The following is a 15,916-nucleotide window of genomic DNA, read 5'->3' on the forward strand; positions in this document are numbered from 1 at the left end:
ACGCGATGACCGACTACTCGAAGATCGACTTCTCCGAGCTCGCTGCGGCGTTCGCCGACGATGAGGTCGTCACGCACTCGTACGTCCGGGACATCCGTCTCGCGTCGGGCCGCGTGCTCGCCCTGATCACGCTCGACAACGGCCGCGACCACACGCGGCCGTCGACCCTCGGGCCGGTGACGCTGCTCGAGCTGAACGACCGGCTCGACGAGCTCAAGGTCCGCGCGGCCGCGGGCGAGATCCAGGCCGTCGCGATCACCGGCAAGCCCTACTTCCTCGCCGCGGGTGCCGACCTCTCCAAGGTCGGCGAGATCCCGAGCCGCGAGATCGCCCTGCAGATGGGCCAGCTCGGCCACTTCGTGCTCGGCAAGCTCGGCGAGCTGGGCGTGCCGTCGTTCTGCTTCATCAACGGCCTCGCCCTCGGCGGCGGCGTCGAGATCGCGCTCAACAGCGACTACCGCACACTGGATGCCTCGGCGCCGGCGATCGCGCTGCCCGAGGTGTTCCTCGGCATCATCCCGGGCTGGGGCGGCGCGTACCTGTTGCCGAACCTGATCGGCATCGAGAACGCCCTCAAGGTCGTCGTCGAGAACCCGCTCAAGAACAACCGCATGCTGAAGGCGCCCGAGGCGTTCGGGCTCGGCATGGCCGACGCGATGTTCCCGACCGTGAACTTCCTCGAGGACTCGCTGAAGTGGGCCGACGGCGTGCTGGGCGGAACCGTCCAGGTGAAGCGACCCAACGTGCCCGGCAAGCTCGAGAAGCTCGCCAAGTGGGACATCGCGATCGGCATCGCCCGCAAGACGCTCGAGGCCAAGCTCGGCACCGTCGCGAAGTCGCCGTACCGCGCACTCGACCTGCTCAAGGCCGCGAAGAGCGGCACGAAGGCCGAGGGCTTCGAGCGTGAAGATGAGGCGCTGGCCGACCTCGTCGCGGGCGACCAGTTCGTCGCGTCGATCTACGCCTTCAACCTCGTGCAGAAGCGCGCGAAGCGACCCGCAGGGGCGCCCGACAAGTCGCTCGCCCGCAAGGTCACGAAGGTCGGCATCATCGGTGCGGGCCTCATGGCCAGCCAGTTCGCCCTGCTCTTCGTCCGTCGCCTCCAGGTGCCCGTGGTCATCACCGACCTCGACCAGGCCCGCGTCGACAAGGGGCTCGCGTACATCACCGACGAGATCGGCAAGCTCGAGCAGAAGGGCCGCATCGACGGCGACGAGGCGAACCGCCTGCGGGCCCTCGTCTCCGGCACGACCGACAAGGCCGACTTCGCCGACTGCGACTGGGTCATCGAGGCGGTGTTCGAGGACCTCGCGGTCAAGCAGCAGGTCTTCGCCGATGTCGAGCAGTACGTCTCGGAGACCGCGGTGCTCGCGACCAACACGTCGTCGCTGTCGGTCGAACAGATCGGCGCGAACCTGGCGCACCCCGAGCGGGTCGTCGGGTTCCACTTCTTCAACCCGGTCGCGGTCATGCCGCTGCTCGAGATCGTGAAGGCGCCGGCGACCGACGACGAGACCCTGGCCACCGCGTTCGCGGTCGCCGCGAAGCTGCGGAAGTCGGCCGTGCTCACGGCCGACGCGCCCGGCTTCGTCGTCAACCGCCTGCTCGCGAAGGTCATGGGCGAAGCCGCCCGAGCCGTCGACGAGGGCACGCCCGTGCCCGTGGTCGAGAAGGCGCTCGCGCCGATCGGCCTGCCGATGGGCCCGTTCGAGCTCATCGACCTCGTCGGCTGGGCCGTCGCCGCGCACGTGCAGGACACGATGATGCGCGAGTTCCCCGACCGCTTCTACGCGTCGGAGAACATGCACGTGCTCTCCAAGCTCGGCGAGGTCGTCGAGAAGGACAAGAACGGCAAGGTCGTCGACCTGACCAAGGAGGCCAAGAAGGCCATCACGGTCGGCAAGACGCCCGTCGACGAAGCCACCATCCTGCGCCGCGTCGAAGACGAGCTCGCGCGCGAGATCAAGCTCATGCTCGACGAGAAGGTCGTCGCCGCGGCCGAGGACATCGACCTCTGCCTCATCCTCGGCGCCGGCTGGCCCTTCCAGGCCGGCGGGGCGACGCCCTACCTCGACCGCGTGGGCGCCTCCGAGCGCGTCTTCGGCGACACGTTCCACCACCCGCCGATCCTCGGCGTCGGCGCGTAGGCACCGAGACGGTACGACGAAGGGCTCCGGCGTGATCGCCGGAGCCCTTCGTCGTCGCAGTTGCGTAGTCGTGGCGTTGCGCGGCCCGCTCCGATGCGCAGCTTGCGCGGTCGCGCAGACCGCGCGTCGCCCAACCGCGGCCGCGCAGCCCGCGCCTCGCGCGCTCAGACCCGCCGCTGCGCCCCCGTGTCGCTCGAGACCTGCTCGAGGCCGGCGCCGCGGGCATGCGGCAACTTCGAGCCGAGCACCATCGCCGTCACGTCACGGGCGATCTGCTGCGGCGTGAGGCCGACCTGTTCGAGGATCTCGCTCCGCGAGGCGTGATCGAGGAACTCGTCGGGCAGCCCGAGCTCGGTGACCGCCGTGTCGACGCCGGCCTCGCGCAGGTCCTGGCGGATACGGGTTCCGATGCCGCCGACGCGGATGCCGTCTTCGAGACTCACGAGGATCCGGTAGTCGGCGGCCAGCTCGATGACGCTGCGGGGCACGGGAACGACCCAGCGCGGGTCGACGACCGTCGCGCCGATGCCCTGGGCCTCGAGCCGGGCCGCGACGTCGAGCGCGATGCCCGCCATCGGGCCCACGGCGACGATCAGCACGTCACGTCGCTCGGACTCCACGAGCACGTCGACGCCGTCGGGCGTGCGGCGGACGGCGTCGTACTGGACGCCGACCGTGCCCTTCGGGAAGCGCAGCACGGTCGGGGCGTCGCGCACGGCCACGGCCTCGCCGAGCTCCTCGGCCAGGCGAACCGCATCGCGCGGCGCCGCCAGCCGGATGCCGGGCACGACCTGGAGGATCGACAGGTCCCACACACCGTGATGGCTGGGGCCATCGGGGCCCGTGACCCCGGCACGATCGAGCACGAACGTGACGCCGGCGCGGTGCAACGCGACATCCATCAGCAGTTGGTCGAACGCGCGGTTCATGAACGTCGCGTACACCGCGACGACCGGGTGCAGCCCGCCGAAGGCGAGGCCGGCGGCCGAGGTCACCGCGTGCTGTTCGGCGATGCCGACGTCGAAGACCCGGTTCGGGAACCGCTCGGCCATACGATGCAGGCCCGTCGGACGGAGCATGGCGGCCGTGATGCCCACGAGGCTCGGATCGCGTTCGGCGAGGCGCACCAGCTCGTCGGCGAAGGCGCTGGTCCACGAGGGGCCAGCCGCCGCCTCGAGGGACTCCCCCGTGTCGGGATCGATCTGCCCGACCGCGTGGAACTGGTCGGCGACATCGCGCAGCGCGGGCTCGTAGCCGCGGCCCTTCTCGGTGATGGCATGCACGATGACGGGGGCGCCGTAGTTCTTGGCCTGCCGGAGCGCCGCCTCCATGGCATGCTCGTCATGGCCGTCGACGGGGCCGACGTACTTGATGTCGAGGTTCGAGTAGAGCGCCTCGTTGTTGGTGAACCGGGCGAGGAAGCCGTGCAGGCCGCCGCGAACGCCGCGGTAGAACGCGCGCGCCGGGCCGCCCAGCCGATCGAAGGCACGGCGGCTCGAGATGTGCAGGGTGCGGTAGGTGCGCTTCGTGCGCACCGAGTTCAGGAAGCGGGCCATGCCGCCGATGGTCGGCGCGTACGACCGGCCGTTGTCGTTCACGACGATGACGAGGTTGCGCGTGTTGTCGTCGGAGATGTTGTTCAGCGCCTCCCACGTCATGCCGCCGGTGAGGGCGCCGTCGCCCACCACCGCCACCACGTGGCGATCGGACTGGCCCGTCATCTCGAACGCCTTCGAGATGCCGTCGGCCCAGCTCAGCGAACTCGACGCGTGCGAGCTCTCGACGATGTCGTGCTCGGACTCCGAGCGCTGCGGGTAGCCCGCGAGCCCGCCCCGCTGGCGGAGCGTCGAGAAGTCCTGGCGCCCGGTGAGGAGCTTGTGCACGTACGACTGGTGGCCCGTGTCGAAGACGATGGCGTCTTTGGGCGAGTCGAACACCCGGTGGATCGCGATCGTCATCTCGACGACGCCGAGGTTCGGCCCGAGGTGCCCGCCGGTCTTCGCGACGTTCTCGACGAGGTACGCGCGGACCTCGGCGGCGAGTGCCGCGAGCTCCGCCTGCGAGAGCGCGTCGAGGTCGCGAGGGCCTCCGATCTGCTCGAGCAGGGTCATCCGGTACCGCCTTTCCCGACGCGACGGCCGTGCCGCCCGACGTCGGATCGAGTCTACGCGTCCGGGTTCGGGGACGCCTGAACACGCGCTGCAGGGCGTGCGTGCACGTCAGAACGCCCGCTCCGCGGCATCCATCGGAACGGATGCCGCGGAGCGGGCGATCGCTGCGGGTGGGTCGTCAGGCGACGAGCGAACGGAGCACGTACTGCAGGATGCCGCCGTTGCGGTAGTAATCGGCCTCACCCGGGGTGTCGATGCGCACGACCGCGTCGAACTCGACGGTCTGCTTGCCCTCGGGCGAGAACTCGCTCGGCTCGGCGACCACGCGCACGGTCTTCGGCGTCACGCCCTCGTTCAGCTGCTCGAGGCCGGTGATCGAGACCACCTCGGTGCCGTCGAGGCCGAGCGACTCCCAGCTCTGGCCGGCCGGGAACTGCAGCGGGACCACGCCCATGCCGATGAGGTTCGAGCGGTGGATTCGCTCGAAGCTCTCGGTGATGACCGCCTTCACGCCGAGCAGGCTCGTGCCCTTGGCCGCCCAGTCGCGCGACGAGCCGGAGCCGTACTCCTTGCCGCCGAAGACGACGAGCGGCGTGCCCTGCGCCTGGTAGTTCATGCACGCGTCGTAGATGTACGACTGCGGGCCGCCCGGCTGCGTGAAGTCGCGCGTGTACCCGCCCTCGACGACGGCGCCGTCGTTGACCGCGCTCACCAGCGCGTTCTTCAGGCGAATGTTCGCGAAGGTACCGCGGATCATGACCTCGTGGTTGCCGCGGCGCGAGCCGTAGGAGTTGAAGTCCTTCTGCGCCACGCCGTGCTCGGTCAGGTACTGCGCAGCCGGGGTGCCGGCCTTGATGTTGCCCGCGGGGCTGATGTGGTCGGTGGTGACCGAGTCGCCGAGGGTGGCCATGACCCGCGCGCCGTGGATGTCGGCGACCGGGGTGAGCTCCATCTGCATGCCGTCGAAGTACGGCGCCTTGCGCACGTACGTCGAGTCCTGGTCCCACTCGAACACGGGACCGGTCGGTGTCGGGAGGTTCTTCCAGCGGTCGTCGCCGTCGAAGACGGTGGCGTACTGCTTGATGAACTGTTCGCGCGAGATCGACGAGTCGATGATCTCCTGGACCTCGTCGGTGGCGGGCCAGATGTCCTTCAGGAACACGTCGTTGCCCTCGGTGTCCTGGCCGAGCGGGTCGGTCTCGAAGTCGAAGTTCATCGAGCCGGCGAGGGCGTACGCCACGACGAGGGGCGGCGACGCGAGGTAGTTCATCTTCACGTCGGGGCTGATGCGGCCCTCGAAGTTGCGGTTGCCCGAGAGCACCGCCGTGACGGCCAGGTCGTGGTCGTTGATCGCGGTGGAGACCTCTTCGATCAGCGGGCCGGAGTTGCCGATGCAGATCGTGCAGCCGTAGCCGACGGTGTAGAAGCCGACGCTCTCGAGGTCTTTGTCGAGGCCTGACTTCTCGTAGTAGTCAGTGACGACCTTCGAACCCGGCCCGAGCGTGGTCTTCACCCACGGCTTGCGGGTGAGGCCCTTCTCGACGGCCTTGCGGGCGAGCAGGCCAGCCGCGATCATGACCGACGGGTTCGAGGTGTTGGTGCACGACGTGATGGCGGCGAGGGTGACCGCGCCGTTGTCGAGGATGTACGGGTCACCCGAGGGCGGCATGACCTTGACCGGCTTCGACGCCGACGCCGGGGCGCCGCTGTTGATGTGCACCTCACGGGTCGCCGGCTCCTCTTCGCCGGGCACGGCGCCCGGGTCGGATGCCGGGAACGAGTGCTTCGACTCGAGGTCGACGATGTCGTGCGAGCTCGACGGCGAGGCGTAGCCGACGATGTCCTTCTCGAACTGCGCCTTCGACTCGGAGAGCAGGATGCGGTCCTGAGGACGCTTCGGACCGGCGATGGAGGGGACGACGGTCGAGAGGTCGAGCTCAAGGTACTCGCTGAACTCGGGCTCCTTCGACGCGTCGTGCCAGAGCGTCTGCTCCTTGGCGTAGGCCTCGACGAGGGCGACCGCCTGCTCGTCGCGGCCGGTGAGGCGCAGGTAGTCGAGGGTGACGTCGTCGATCGGGAAGATGGCCGCGGTCGAGCCGAACTCGGGGCTCATGTTGCCGATGGTCGCGCGGTTCGCGAGCGGGACCGAGGCGACGCCCGCACCGTAGAACTCGACGAACTTGCCGACCACGCCGTGCTGGCGGAGCATGTCGGTGATGGTGAGCACGACGTCGGTCGCGGTGACGCCGGCGGGGATCTCGCCGGTCAGCTTGAAGCCGACCACGCGCGGGATCAGCATGGAGACGGGCTGGCCGAGCATCGCGGCCTCGGCCTCGATGCCGCCGACGCCCCAGCCGAGCACGCCCAGGCCGTTCACCATGGTGGTGTGCGAGTCGGTGCCGACGCAGGTGTCGGGGTAGGCGCGCAGCACGCCGTCGACGGTGCGGTCGTAGACGACCTTGGCCAGGTGCTCGATGTTCACCTGGTGCACGATGCCGGTGCCCGGGGGCACGACCTTGAAGTCGTCGAAGGCGGTCTGGCCCCAGCGCAGGAACTGGTAGCGCTCGCCGTTGCGCTCGTACTCGATCTCGACGTTGCGCTCGAGCGCGTTCTCGGTGCCGAAGAGGTCGGCGATGACCGAGTGGTCGATGACCATCTCGGCGGGCGAGAGCGGGTTGATCCGGCTCGGGTCGCCGCCGAGCGCGGTGACGGCCTCGCGCATCGTGGCGAGGTCGACGATGCAGGGCACGCCCGTGAAGTCCTGCATCACGACGCGAGCCGGCGTGAACTGGATCTCGGTGTCGGGGTCGGCGCTGGGCACCCACGAGCCGAGCGCCTCGATCTGCTCCTTGGTGACGTTGGCGCCGTCTTCGGTGCGCAGCAGGTTCTCGAGCAGCACCTTGAGGCTGAACGGGAGCTTGTCGTACCCGGGCACCGTGTCGATGCGGAAGATCTCGTAGGACTGATCACCGACGCGGAGCGTGTCCTTCGCCCCGAAACTGTTCACTGCAGACACGATGTCCTCTCCTTCGCGGATGCCGCGCGCGTGAGGCACCGGCATCTCGATCATGCTCGTCGGACAGGGGCTTCTCCAGCAAGGGTAACCTAAGCCGGATGCCCGCCGCCGGGCGCTTCGCAACCCGGAAATTTATCTCGACGTCGAGATAACTGTATCACCTGGCGGCAGGCTTCGACGCCCACGCGGCGCGCACCACGAGCCACGTGAACACGAGCATCAGCGCGTAGAGCGGAACGCCCATGAGCAGGCGCGTGAGGCCGAGGGCCTGCACGTTGTCGACGAGGTACAGCGGCACCTGCACGACGAGGCGCAGCACGAAGAACCCGACCCACGCGAGCGTGAGGAACTGGGCCAGCCGCACCTTCCGACGTTCGGCGCGCCACGCCGTGCCGTCGCCGACGAGGAAGCCGACGATGAGCCCGATGGCCGGCCAGCGCACGAACACCGACACGAGCAGGGCGAGCGCGTAGCCGGCGTTCGTGAAGAATCCGAGCACGTAGTTGTCTCGCGCGTCACCGCTCCACAGGGCGAGCGCGGCCGACAGCAGGACGCCGACGAGTCCGGCGATGGCCTGCGTCGGCTGTCCCTTCGCGATCACGCGGGCCGCCGTGAACACGATCGCGAGACCCACGGATGCCACGAGCGCGGGGACGAGCGCGGCTTGCGCCCCCTGGCCGGCGAAGCTCGTGAGCACCGAGTACACGACGAGGAACACGAGGCCGGGCAGGAGCGCCTCGAGGATGCCGCGGACTCCCCCGACCGCCGCGAGCACGTCGCGCCCGGTCAACTGCTCGTCGCGCGCGAGCGCGCCGAGGCCGCTGCGCTCGGCGGCCTGGGAGAACTGCCGGGCGAACTCGGCCTTCAGGTCGGGCTCGGCGTCGTTCGCAGCATCATCGGTCACGGCATCGCCGGTCGCGGCGGCATCGGTCGCGTCCTCGGCGTGGTCGTCGTGCGGCGTCTCCGCACCCGACGGCGAGGTCACCGGGTCGGGGCGCCGGCGCCGGTGGCCGGCATCCGGAGCGGGATGAGATCGCGCGGCGGCATCGGCGTCGTGCCGCGCACGACGACGATGGACCGGAAGAGGTCTTCGACCTGCGCCGCGGCGTTCGGCTCGACCGCGGCCTCGCCGGCGATGACGCCGCGCAGGAACCAGCGGGGGCCGTCGACCCCGATGAAGCGCGCGAGACGCGTGTGTGCGGGCTGGTCGGCGGTCGCGGCGACCGGGATCTGCGCGAGCAGCTCGGGACCGAACGCGCCGTCGCGAACGGTCGTCGTGCCGCCCTGGCGGGCGATCTGCTCGGAGATCTGCCCGCGGATCTCGTGCCAGAGTCCGCTGGACCGCGGCGCCGCGAAGGGCTGGACCTGCAGGGTCGAGTTCGCGTAGTCGAGGCCGATGGCGACGACCCGCTTGGAGCCCTCCTCGATCTCGAGCCGCAGGTGCAGGCCCTCGCGGGGCAGCACCTTGACCCCGCCCAGGTCGACGTAGGGCCGGACCGGGTTGGCCTCGGACTCGTCGAGCGGACCCGTCGTCTCGCGGTCGGCAGGGGCCGACTTGGGCTGGTCGACGGGGGTCTCGCCGATGTTCTCGATGTCGCTCACGCGTTCACTCCTTGCTTGTGCTCCCCGAACCCGGTCGAGCCGAATCCCCCCTCGCCGCGATGGCTGCCCGGCAGCCGCTCGACCTCGATGAACCGGGCGCGGCTCACCGGCATGACCACGACCTGGGCGATGCGGTCGCCCGCCTCGATGCGGTACGACTCGCTCCGGTCGGTGTTCAGCAGCGCGACCTTGATCTCGCCCCGATAGCCCGCGTCGACGGTGCCGGGCGCGTTCACGATCGTGATGCCGTGCTTGAACGCAAGTCCCGAGCGCGGTACGACGAAGGCCACGTATCCGTCGGGCAGTGCGATCGAGACGCCGGTGCCGACGGTCGCCCGCTCGCCGGGCCCGAGCACGAGCGACTCGGCGGCGTGCAGGTCGGCTCCGGCATCGCCCGGGTGGGCGTATTCGGGCAGGCGCGCTGCGGTGATCAGCACATCGACGGAATCGGTCACCGTTCGAGGGTAGTGCAGAAGTCTGGTCGAATAGACCCATGTCCGACTACCGCGAGCGCATGTGGCCGTCCCCCTGGATCTGGGTCGCGTGCCTGCTGCTCATCCCCTCGAGCATCCTCGTGCTCGCCCCCGTGTCGGTGCCCGCCGGGGTCGTGACCGGCATCGTGCTGTACGCGGGCGTGCTCGGCGCGCTCTCGTTCACCGCGCCGGTCGTCGAGGTCTCGGCGGGGAGGTTGCGAGCCGGTCGTGCGGAGATCCCGCTCGAGCAGACCGGCGAGGCGGTCGCCGTCGATGCGGATGCCTCGCGTGCCGAGCTCGGCACGCGCCTCGACGCGCGCGCGTTCCTCGTGATCCGAGGGTGGATCCGGCCGCTCGTGCGAGTGCCGATCGTCGACGATGCCGACCCGACCCCGTACTGGCTGGTCTCCAGCCGTCGCGCAGACGAACTGGCCGCCGCGATCAATCGATCGCGACGGCCCGATGCCCAGTGACCGAGGAGGTCAGGAGGCGCACTCCAGGCAGATCGCCCCGAGCTTGGTCTCGTGATCGATCTGCGAGCGGTGCTTCACGAGGAAGCAGCTCACGCACGTGAACTCGTCAGCCTGCGGCGGAAGCACGACGACGTCGAGTTCGACGTCGGACAGATCGGCTCCGGCCAGGTCGAAGCTCCCCGGGTTGTCGGCGTCTTCGACGTCGACGGCACCGGAAAGCTTGTCGGGAACGCGCTCCTTGAGGGCCTCGATCGACTCGGAGTCGTCTTCGGTCTTCCGCGGTGCGTCGTAATCCGTTGCCATGCCCATCCATTCTTCGTTCGCCGAGAATTCGGCGGCCATAGTTTGCACGAAATCCCGGTCATTGGCAAACTTCCGCGAGGGCCTGCCCCGACCGGTCACTCATGCAACTTCCGGCGCGCCCGCGCTATTCCCGATATCCGGCGTCGCTCGTGGCATCCTTGGGCGGAGACGAAAGCACGGAAGGGCTTGTCGCAATGCAAGAACTCAAGGTGATCGGCGTGGAGAACGGCGCACTCGTCGCCGCCTCCGATGATGGTGCCCGCTTCCGGATCGAGATCGACGAGGTCCTGCAGTCCAGGATCCGTCAGGCGCAACCCGAGGTGCACCAGGGCCCCAAGCTCTCCCCCCGCGAGGTCCAGGCGCACATCCGCTCCGGGCTGTCGTCGGAGGAGGTGGCCCGGTTGACCGGGGCGTCGGTCGACTACATCCGCCGCTTCGAGGGCCCGGTGATCGCCGAGCGCGAGCACATCGTCACCTCGGCGCTCGCGGTGCCGGTGCACGTGGCCGGCGAGGTCGACCCCTCCGATGAGCCGCTTTCGTTCGGCACGGTGATCCGGGAGCGACTCGCGAAGCTCGACGCCCACGGCGAACGATGGGCCAGCTGGAAGGACGAGGAGCGCGGCTGGATCGTCAAGCTCGAGTTCACCGCCGACACCATCGACCACGACGCCCGCTGGGGCTTCGATCCGCGTCGCCGTGCGCTCGCGCCGATCAACTCCGAGGCGATCACGCTGTCGCAGCAGGGCGACCTCAAGGAGGGGCTGATCCCGCGCCTCCGGGCCGTCGGCGGCGACCCCGACCAGTCGCGGTTCGACAGCGGCGCCTTCACGTTCGAGGAGCCCGAGCCGCCCGCCGAGAACGACACCGCCCCGCAACTCGAACCGCTGCCCTACGGCCGGCCGACACCGCTCGCCCCGCAGCCGTCGAGCCCGGCGGTGGCACGCGCCGCCATCAAGCGCGCCGACGAGCCTGCGCAGGCACAGGGCGAGACCGCCGACCTCTTGGAAGCGCTGCGGCGCCGTCGTGGCGAACGCGAGGCGGCCACCGGCGAGCTCCCGCCGATCGTTCCCGCGACGCCCCTCACGCCCGCGCAGCAGCCGGCTCACGTGCCGGCGCAGGCAGCGCCGGCCGCTGAGACGCCCGAGTCCCCCGCATCCGACGAGAAGCCCGGATCGGCGGCTCGCTCGCTCTGGGGCAAGACCTCGGCGAGCCCCTCGCGCAACGCCAAGAAGGGCCGCGCCTCGATGCCGAGCTGGGACGAGATCGTCTTCGGTGCCCGCACCGACGACGACCTCGCCTGATCGTCAGGCGGCCCATTCGGGCGTGCCCGGCCGGGCACGGATGTCGCTCGCCGGTGGTACTCTTCGAACATCTGTTCGAAGGGAGCGACCCGGTGCCGCAGCTGCAGGAGTTCGTCGAGATCTGGACCGGCGAGTCCGGTGAACCCCAGCGGCTCGTGTGGCGCGCCCGCCGGTTCCGGGTCACCGACCGACCGACACCGCGCGTCGGCCCGGCCGAATGGTGGCAGCCGTTCGCCGCGCACGACGTGTCGCCCGGCCGCGAGCCGCTCGCGATCGCCGGGTGGCGGTTCCAGGCCAGCACCGACGACGGCGAGACCCACGTGTTCGACGTGGATCACGACGGAACGCGGTGGCTGCTGCTGAAGGTCTTCGACTGAGGCGTTCGCCCTAGGCCGACTTCTCGGCCCGGCGCGGCTTCTGCGGCACGATGGTCGGCGCGGCGTTGTCGAGGACGGCCGCGCGTGTCACGACCACCCTTGCGACGCCGGTCGAGCTCGGCACCTCGAACATGATCGGGCCGAGCACCTCCTCCATGATGGCGCGAAGGCCGCGGGCGCCGGTCTGGCGGAGCACCGCGAGGTCGGCGATCGCCTCGAGCGCCTCGCCCTCGAAGTCCAGCTGAACGCCGTCGAGTTCGAACATGCGCTGGTACTGCTTGACGAGCGCGTTACGCGGCTCGGTCAGGATCTCCATCAGCGCGTCGCGGTCGAGCGGCGAGACCGTCGTGACGACCGGCAGTCGTCCGATGAACTCGGGGATGAGTCCGAACTTGTGCAGGTCTTCGGGCAGCACCTCGCTGAAGATGTCGGCTTCGTCCTGCTTGCTGTGCAGCGGGGCGCCGAACCCGATGCCGCGCTTGCCGGCACGCGACGAGATGATGTCTTCGAGGCCCGCGAAGGCGCCCGCCACGATGAACAGCACGTTCGTCGTGTCGATCTGGATGAACTCCTGGTGCGGGTGCTTGCGCCCGCCCTGCGGCGGCACCGAGGCCACCGTGCCCTCGAGGATCTTGAGCAGCGCCTGCTGCACGCCCTCGCCCGAGACATCCCGCGTGATCGACGGGTTCTCGGCCTTGCGCGCGATCTTGTCGACTTCGTCGATGTAGATGATGCCGGTCTCCGCCCGCTTGACGTCGTAGTCGGCGGCCTGGATGAGCTTCAGCAGGATGTTCTCGACGTCTTCGCCGACGTAGCCCGCCTCGGTGAGCGCGGTCGCGTCGGCGACCGCGAACGGCACGTTCAGCTGCTTCGCGAGGGTCTGCGCGAGATAGGTCTTGCCGCAGCCGGTGGGCCCGATCAGCAGGATGTTCGACTTCGCGAGCTCGACGTCGTCTCGGTGATCGGCCGACGTGATCGCCTGCTTCGCGCGGACGCGCTTGTAGTGGTTGTACACCGCGACCGCGAGCGCGCGCTTCGCCGCCTCCTGGCCGATGACGTACTCCTCGAGGAAGGCGAAGATCTCCTTCGGCTTCGGCAGCTCGAAGTCGCCCGACTCGGACTCCGTCGCCTCGGCGAGCCGCTCCTCGATGATCTCGTTGCAGAGCTCGACGCATTCATCGCAGATGTAGACGCCGGGACCGGCGATGAGCTGCTGGACCTGCTTCTGGCTCTTTCCGCAGAACGAGCACTTCAACAGGTCGGCGCTCTCCCCGATGCGTGCCATCGCATCCTCCCTCTCGCGTCTGTTCCGAGCCTAACCCGTGCCGGAGGACTTCTGGCGGAGCGGCGCACATTCGTGGGCGTGGCGGGTTCGCCGTGGGCGAATCACCCGAGCAGGTGCCGCAGGTAGCGCCCCGGCTCGGCCAGGTAGGAGCGCCAATGGTCGACGAGCTCGAGGTCCTGCCACTCGGCGCGACGGATGCCCCACTCCCCGAGTTCGAGGATCGTCGCGCCCGGCACGGCCGCCAGCACGGGCGAGTGCGTCGCGCACACGACCTGCGCGCCGCGCCGGACCATCTCGTCGAGCGAGGAGATCCAGCGCAGGAGCGAAGAGAACGACAGTGCGGCCTCGGGCTCGTCGAGGCAGACGAACCCGGCGGGATAGTCGGGGTGATTCAACTGCTCGTCGAGCAGCGAGTTGAACGACTCGCCGTGGCTCAGCTCGTGCAGTCCGCCGCTCGGCCCGCCGAGCTCGTCGAGGTAGCTGTAGTAGCCGTGCATGGTCTCGGCCCGGAGGAAGAAGCCGCGCCGCGGTGCTCCGGCGCGGCGCTCGAGGCGCAGCCAGGAGCCGAGCGGGGATTCCGTCGGCTGCGTGCGGCGACCGCCGTTGGAGCTGCCGCCCTCGGGAGGGAGGCCGTAGGCCATCGCGATGCCCTCGAGCAGCGTCGACTTGCCGCTGCCGTTCTCGCCGACGAGGAAGGTGAGCCCCGGAGCGAGCTCGAGCGCGCCCGCTCGGAGGAGCTGCGCCACGGCCGGCACGGTCGCGGGCCAGGTGCCTCGCTCGATCGAGGCGTCGTCGGAGACGACGACGCGGCGGACGACTCGGCTGTCTTGGAGCCAGTCGTCCGCCGCGTGCACGGTGGGTGTCAGCGCGCGAGCGCCGGCAGGGTCTTGCGCGAGCTCAGCACCTGGTCGATCAGGCCGTACTCGAGCGCCTCATTCGCGGAGAGGATCTTGTCGCGGTCGATGTCGGTGTTGACCTGTTCCTGCGTGCGGTTCGAGTGCTTCGAGAGCGTCTCCTCGAGCCACGTGCGCATGCGCAGTATCTCGGCCGCCTGGATCTCGATGTCGGAGGCCTGGCCGTGACCGGCCTCCCCCATCGCCGGCTGGTGGATCAGGATCCGCGCGTTCGGCAGTGCGAGGCGACGGCCCGGCGTTCCGGCCGCGGCGATGACCGCGGCCGCGGAGGCGGCCTGGCCGAGCACGACCGTCTGGATCTGCGGACGGATGTACTGCATCGTGTCGTAGATCGCCGTCATCGCGGTGAACGAGCCACCGGGCGAGTTGATGTACATCATGATGTCGCGGTCGGGGTCCATCGACTCGAGCACGAGCAGCTGGGCCATGATGTCGTCGGCCGACGCGTCGTCGACCTGCACGCCGAGGAAGATGATGCGGTCCTCGAAGAGCTTCGCGTACGGATCTTGCCGCTTGAAGCCGTAGGCCGTGCGCTCCTCGAAGCTCGGGAGGATGTAGCGCGAGCCGGGCGCCTGGGTGCCCGTGAAGGCGGTACCGCCGAAAGCAGGGCCACCGAAAGTAGGTACAGTCATTCGCTCGTTCTCTCTCTTCCTCACGCCTGGTTGGTGCCGCCGCCGCCGGCCACGTCGAGCGCCGACTCGCGGATGGCGTCCACGAAGCCGTACTCGAGCGCCTCTTCGGCCGAGAACCAGCGGTCGCGGTCGCCGTCGCGGTTGATCTGCTCGACGGTCTTGCCGGTCTGCGCCGCGGTGATCTCGGCGAGGCGCTTCTTCATGTCGAGGATCAGCTGCGCCTGGGTCTGGATGTCGCTCGCCGTGCCGCCGAAGCCGCCGTGCGGCTGGTGCAGCAGCACGCGGGCGTTCGGCGTGATGTACCGCTTGCCCTTGGTGCCGGCGGTGAGCAGCAGCTGCCCCATCGAGGCGGCCATGCCGATGCCGACCGTCACGATGTCGTTCGGGACGAACTGCATGGTGTCGTAGATCGCCATGCCGGCGGTGATCGATCCACCGGGCGAGTTGACGTAGAGGTAGATGTCCTTCTTGGGGTCTTCGGCGGCGAGCAGGAGCAGCTTGGCTGCGATCTCGTTCGCGTTGTCGTCGCGGACCTCAGAGCCGAGCCAGATGATGCGGTCCTTCAGCAGACGATCGAACACACCGGGCTGCAGTGACGGTTCGGCCATGGAATTCGCTCCGTTTCGTTGTCGCGTTCACTCGAATCTATCCGGTGCAACACCGCGGAACGGGGCTGTTCGCCCTAGGCGGATGACGCGGCGCCGGAAGCGTTCGACGCGGCATCCGTCTCGTCGTCGGCGACGAGCATCGCCGCGTACGCCGTCATCGATCGCGTGTACCGGCGCAGGTGAGGCGCGAGCGCCGTGAGCGCGACGGATGCCCCGCGCCGCGCGTCGCCCGTGCTCACGAGCGCGAGGGCGAGGAAGGCGGCGACCTCATCGCGATAGGGCGCGTCGGGGTGCTCGCGGTGCTCCTCCTCGATGAGCCGGAGGGCCTCGGCCGCGTCGCCGAGGTTGCGGATGCTGCTGGCCAGCTGTACGACCGCCTGCGGTCGGTGCTCGGCGTCGAGGCCGAGCTCGAGGGCGCGGCGGTACAGCGGCACCGCCTCGTCGGGACGGCCGGCGGAGTCGCGGGCGCCGGCGCGCTCGAACACGGCACGCGCGTCGTCGTCGCCGCGCTCGGCGGCGATGGCGTCGATCCGGGCGATCACCTCGTCATCGACGAGCGAGCCGGCCGCGAGGGTCCAGACCTCGTCGATGCGCCGCTCCCAGCCGTCGGCCTCGGCGTCGGTCTCGCGGGTGTTCGTCTCAGGGGCGTCGGTCATGGGTTCCTCCGGGAACGC

At 69.6% G+C, this 15,916-nt stretch carries 15 protein-coding genes; 4 read left to right on the forward strand and 11 right to left on the reverse strand.

Translation table 11 applies throughout. The features are described 5' to 3' along the window. The first annotated feature begins 5 nt into the window (after positions 1–5). Positions 6–2,147 carry a 3-hydroxyacyl-CoA dehydrogenase NAD-binding domain-containing protein gene (locus GE115_RS01715; protein WP_153683066.1) on the forward strand — a complete coding sequence of 714 codons (2,142 nt, stop codon included), beginning with the start codon at positions 6–8 and terminating at the stop codon, positions 2,145–2,147. 164 nt (positions 2,148–2,311) lie between these two features. On the opposite strand, the gene dxs is transcribed toward GE115_RS01715, so the two are convergent. The 5 genes from dxs to dut all read right to left on the reverse strand — a co-directional run bounded on the left by dxs (position 2,312) and on the right by dut (position 9,331). Then, on the reverse strand, positions 2,312–4,258 hold the full coding sequence (dxs, locus tag GE115_RS01720) for a 1-deoxy-D-xylulose-5-phosphate synthase (RefSeq protein WP_153683067.1): 1,947 nt from the start codon (positions 4,256–4,258) through the stop codon (positions 2,312–2,314). 178 nt (positions 4,259–4,436) lie between these two features. Then, positions 4,437–7,274 carry an aconitate hydratase AcnA gene (gene acnA / locus GE115_RS01725; RefSeq protein WP_376765680.1) on the reverse strand — a complete coding sequence of 946 codons (2,838 nt, stop codon included), beginning with the start codon at positions 7,272–7,274 and terminating at the stop codon, positions 4,437–4,439. A gap of 157 nt (positions 7,275–7,431) precedes the next feature. Further along, positions 7,432–8,259, reverse strand: coding sequence for a DUF3159 domain-containing protein (locus GE115_RS01730; RefSeq protein ID WP_153683069.1), 828 nt, complete (start codon positions 8,257–8,259; stop codon positions 7,432–7,434). After that, the gene (locus GE115_RS01735) at positions 8,256–8,867 is read right to left on the reverse strand and encodes a DUF3710 domain-containing protein (RefSeq protein ID WP_376765686.1); all 612 of its coding nucleotides are present in this window, start codon (positions 8,865–8,867) and stop codon (positions 8,256–8,258) included. Before GE115_RS01735 ends, GE115_RS01730 begins: the two co-directional genes overlap by 4 nt. A 5-nt stretch (positions 8,868–8,872) precedes the next feature. Beyond that, positions 8,873–9,331, reverse strand: a complete 459-nt coding sequence (gene dut / locus GE115_RS01740; RefSeq protein ID WP_312854796.1) for a dUTP diphosphatase — start codon at positions 9,329–9,331, stop codon at positions 8,873–8,875. 38 nt (positions 9,332–9,369) lie between these two features. On the opposite strand from dut, the gene GE115_RS01745 reads away from it, so the two are divergent. Then, entirely contained in the window at positions 9,370–9,822 is a 453-nt protein-coding gene (locus GE115_RS01745) for a DUF3093 domain-containing protein (RefSeq protein WP_153683070.1), read from the forward strand. Between the two features lie 9 nt (positions 9,823–9,831). Here GE115_RS01745 and GE115_RS01750 read toward each other — a convergent pair whose 3' ends face one another. Continuing rightward, the gene (locus GE115_RS01750; RefSeq protein ID WP_127795250.1) at positions 9,832–10,125 is read right to left on the reverse strand and encodes a DUF4193 domain-containing protein; all 294 of its coding nucleotides are present in this window, start codon (positions 10,123–10,125) and stop codon (positions 9,832–9,834) included. Positions 10,126–10,319: 194 nt separating this feature from the next. Between GE115_RS01750 and sepH the strand changes: the two genes are divergently transcribed. Continuing rightward, positions 10,320–11,426, forward strand: coding sequence for a septation protein SepH (sepH, locus tag GE115_RS01755; protein ID WP_153683071.1), 1,107 nt, complete (start codon positions 10,320–10,322; stop codon positions 11,424–11,426). A 92-nt stretch (positions 11,427–11,518) separates the two neighbouring features. Next, complete coding sequence (locus GE115_RS01760) at positions 11,519–11,803, forward strand: hypothetical protein (RefSeq protein ID WP_312854797.1); 285 nt, start codon at positions 11,519–11,521, stop codon at positions 11,801–11,803. Between the two features lie 10 nt (positions 11,804–11,813). Here the strand turns inward: GE115_RS01760 and clpX are convergent, their stop codons facing one another. The 5 genes from clpX to GE115_RS01785 all read right to left on the reverse strand — a co-directional run bounded on the left by clpX (position 11,814) and on the right by GE115_RS01785 (position 15,898). After that, positions 11,814–13,088 carry an ATP-dependent Clp protease ATP-binding subunit ClpX gene (clpX, locus tag GE115_RS01765; RefSeq protein WP_153683072.1) on the reverse strand — a complete coding sequence of 425 codons (1,275 nt, stop codon included), beginning with the start codon at positions 13,086–13,088 and terminating at the stop codon, positions 11,814–11,816. Between the two features lie 101 nt (positions 13,089–13,189). Continuing rightward, on the reverse strand, positions 13,190–13,942 hold the full coding sequence (locus GE115_RS01770) for an AAA family ATPase (protein ID WP_312854798.1): 753 nt from the start codon (positions 13,940–13,942) through the stop codon (positions 13,190–13,192). An 8-nt stretch (positions 13,943–13,950) separates the two neighbouring features. Then, positions 13,951–14,634, reverse strand: a complete 684-nt coding sequence (locus tag GE115_RS01775) for an ATP-dependent Clp protease proteolytic subunit (RefSeq protein ID WP_153683074.1) — start codon at positions 14,632–14,634, stop codon at positions 13,951–13,953. A gap of 20 nt (positions 14,635–14,654) precedes the next feature. After that, complete coding sequence (locus GE115_RS01780) at positions 14,655–15,242, reverse strand: ATP-dependent Clp protease proteolytic subunit (protein WP_153683075.1); 588 nt, start codon at positions 15,240–15,242, stop codon at positions 14,655–14,657. Positions 15,243–15,316: 74 nt separating this feature from the next. Continuing rightward, positions 15,317–15,898 (reverse strand): tetratricopeptide repeat protein, encoded by a 582-nt coding sequence (locus GE115_RS01785; protein WP_153683076.1) that lies wholly within the window; start codon positions 15,896–15,898, stop codon positions 15,317–15,319. Positions 15,899–15,916 lie beyond the last annotated feature (18 nt).

The sequence above is a fragment of the Agromyces agglutinans genome (assembly GCF_009647605.1).
In the GTDB taxonomy this organism is placed as follows: Bacteria; Actinomycetota; Actinomycetes; order Actinomycetales; family Microbacteriaceae; genus Agromyces; species Agromyces agglutinans.

Excerpts from the sequence above, each read along its gene's own strand:
- GE115_RS01750 (WP_127795250.1), bottom strand. The coding sequence starts at position 10,125 with ATGGCAACGGATTACGACGCACCGCGGAAGACCGAAGACGACTCCGAG.
- GE115_RS01745 (WP_153683070.1), top strand. The coding sequence starts at position 9,370 with ATGTCCGACTACCGCGAGCGCATGTGGCCGTCCCCCTGGATCTGGGTC.
- clpX (WP_153683072.1), bottom strand. The coding sequence starts at position 13,088 with ATGGCACGCATCGGGGAGAGCGCCGACCTGTTGAAGTGCTCGTTCTGC.
- GE115_RS01715 (WP_153683066.1), top strand. The coding sequence starts at position 6 with ATGACCGACTACTCGAAGATCGACTTCTCCGAGCTCGCTGCGGCGTTC.
- dxs (WP_153683067.1), bottom strand. The coding sequence starts at position 4,258 with ATGACCCTGCTCGAGCAGATCGGAGGCCCTCGCGACCTCGACGCGCTC.
- GE115_RS01775 (WP_153683074.1), bottom strand. The coding sequence starts at position 14,634 with ATGACTGTACCTACTTTCGGTGGCCCTGCTTTCGGCGGTACCGCCTTC.
- sepH (WP_153683071.1), top strand. The coding sequence starts at position 10,320 with ATGCAAGAACTCAAGGTGATCGGCGTGGAGAACGGCGCACTCGTCGCC.
- GE115_RS01785 (WP_153683076.1), bottom strand. The coding sequence starts at position 15,898 with ATGACCGACGCCCCTGAGACGAACACCCGCGAGACCGACGCCGAGGCC.
- GE115_RS01780 (WP_153683075.1), bottom strand. The coding sequence starts at position 15,242 with ATGGCCGAACCGTCACTGCAGCCCGGTGTGTTCGATCGTCTGCTGAAG.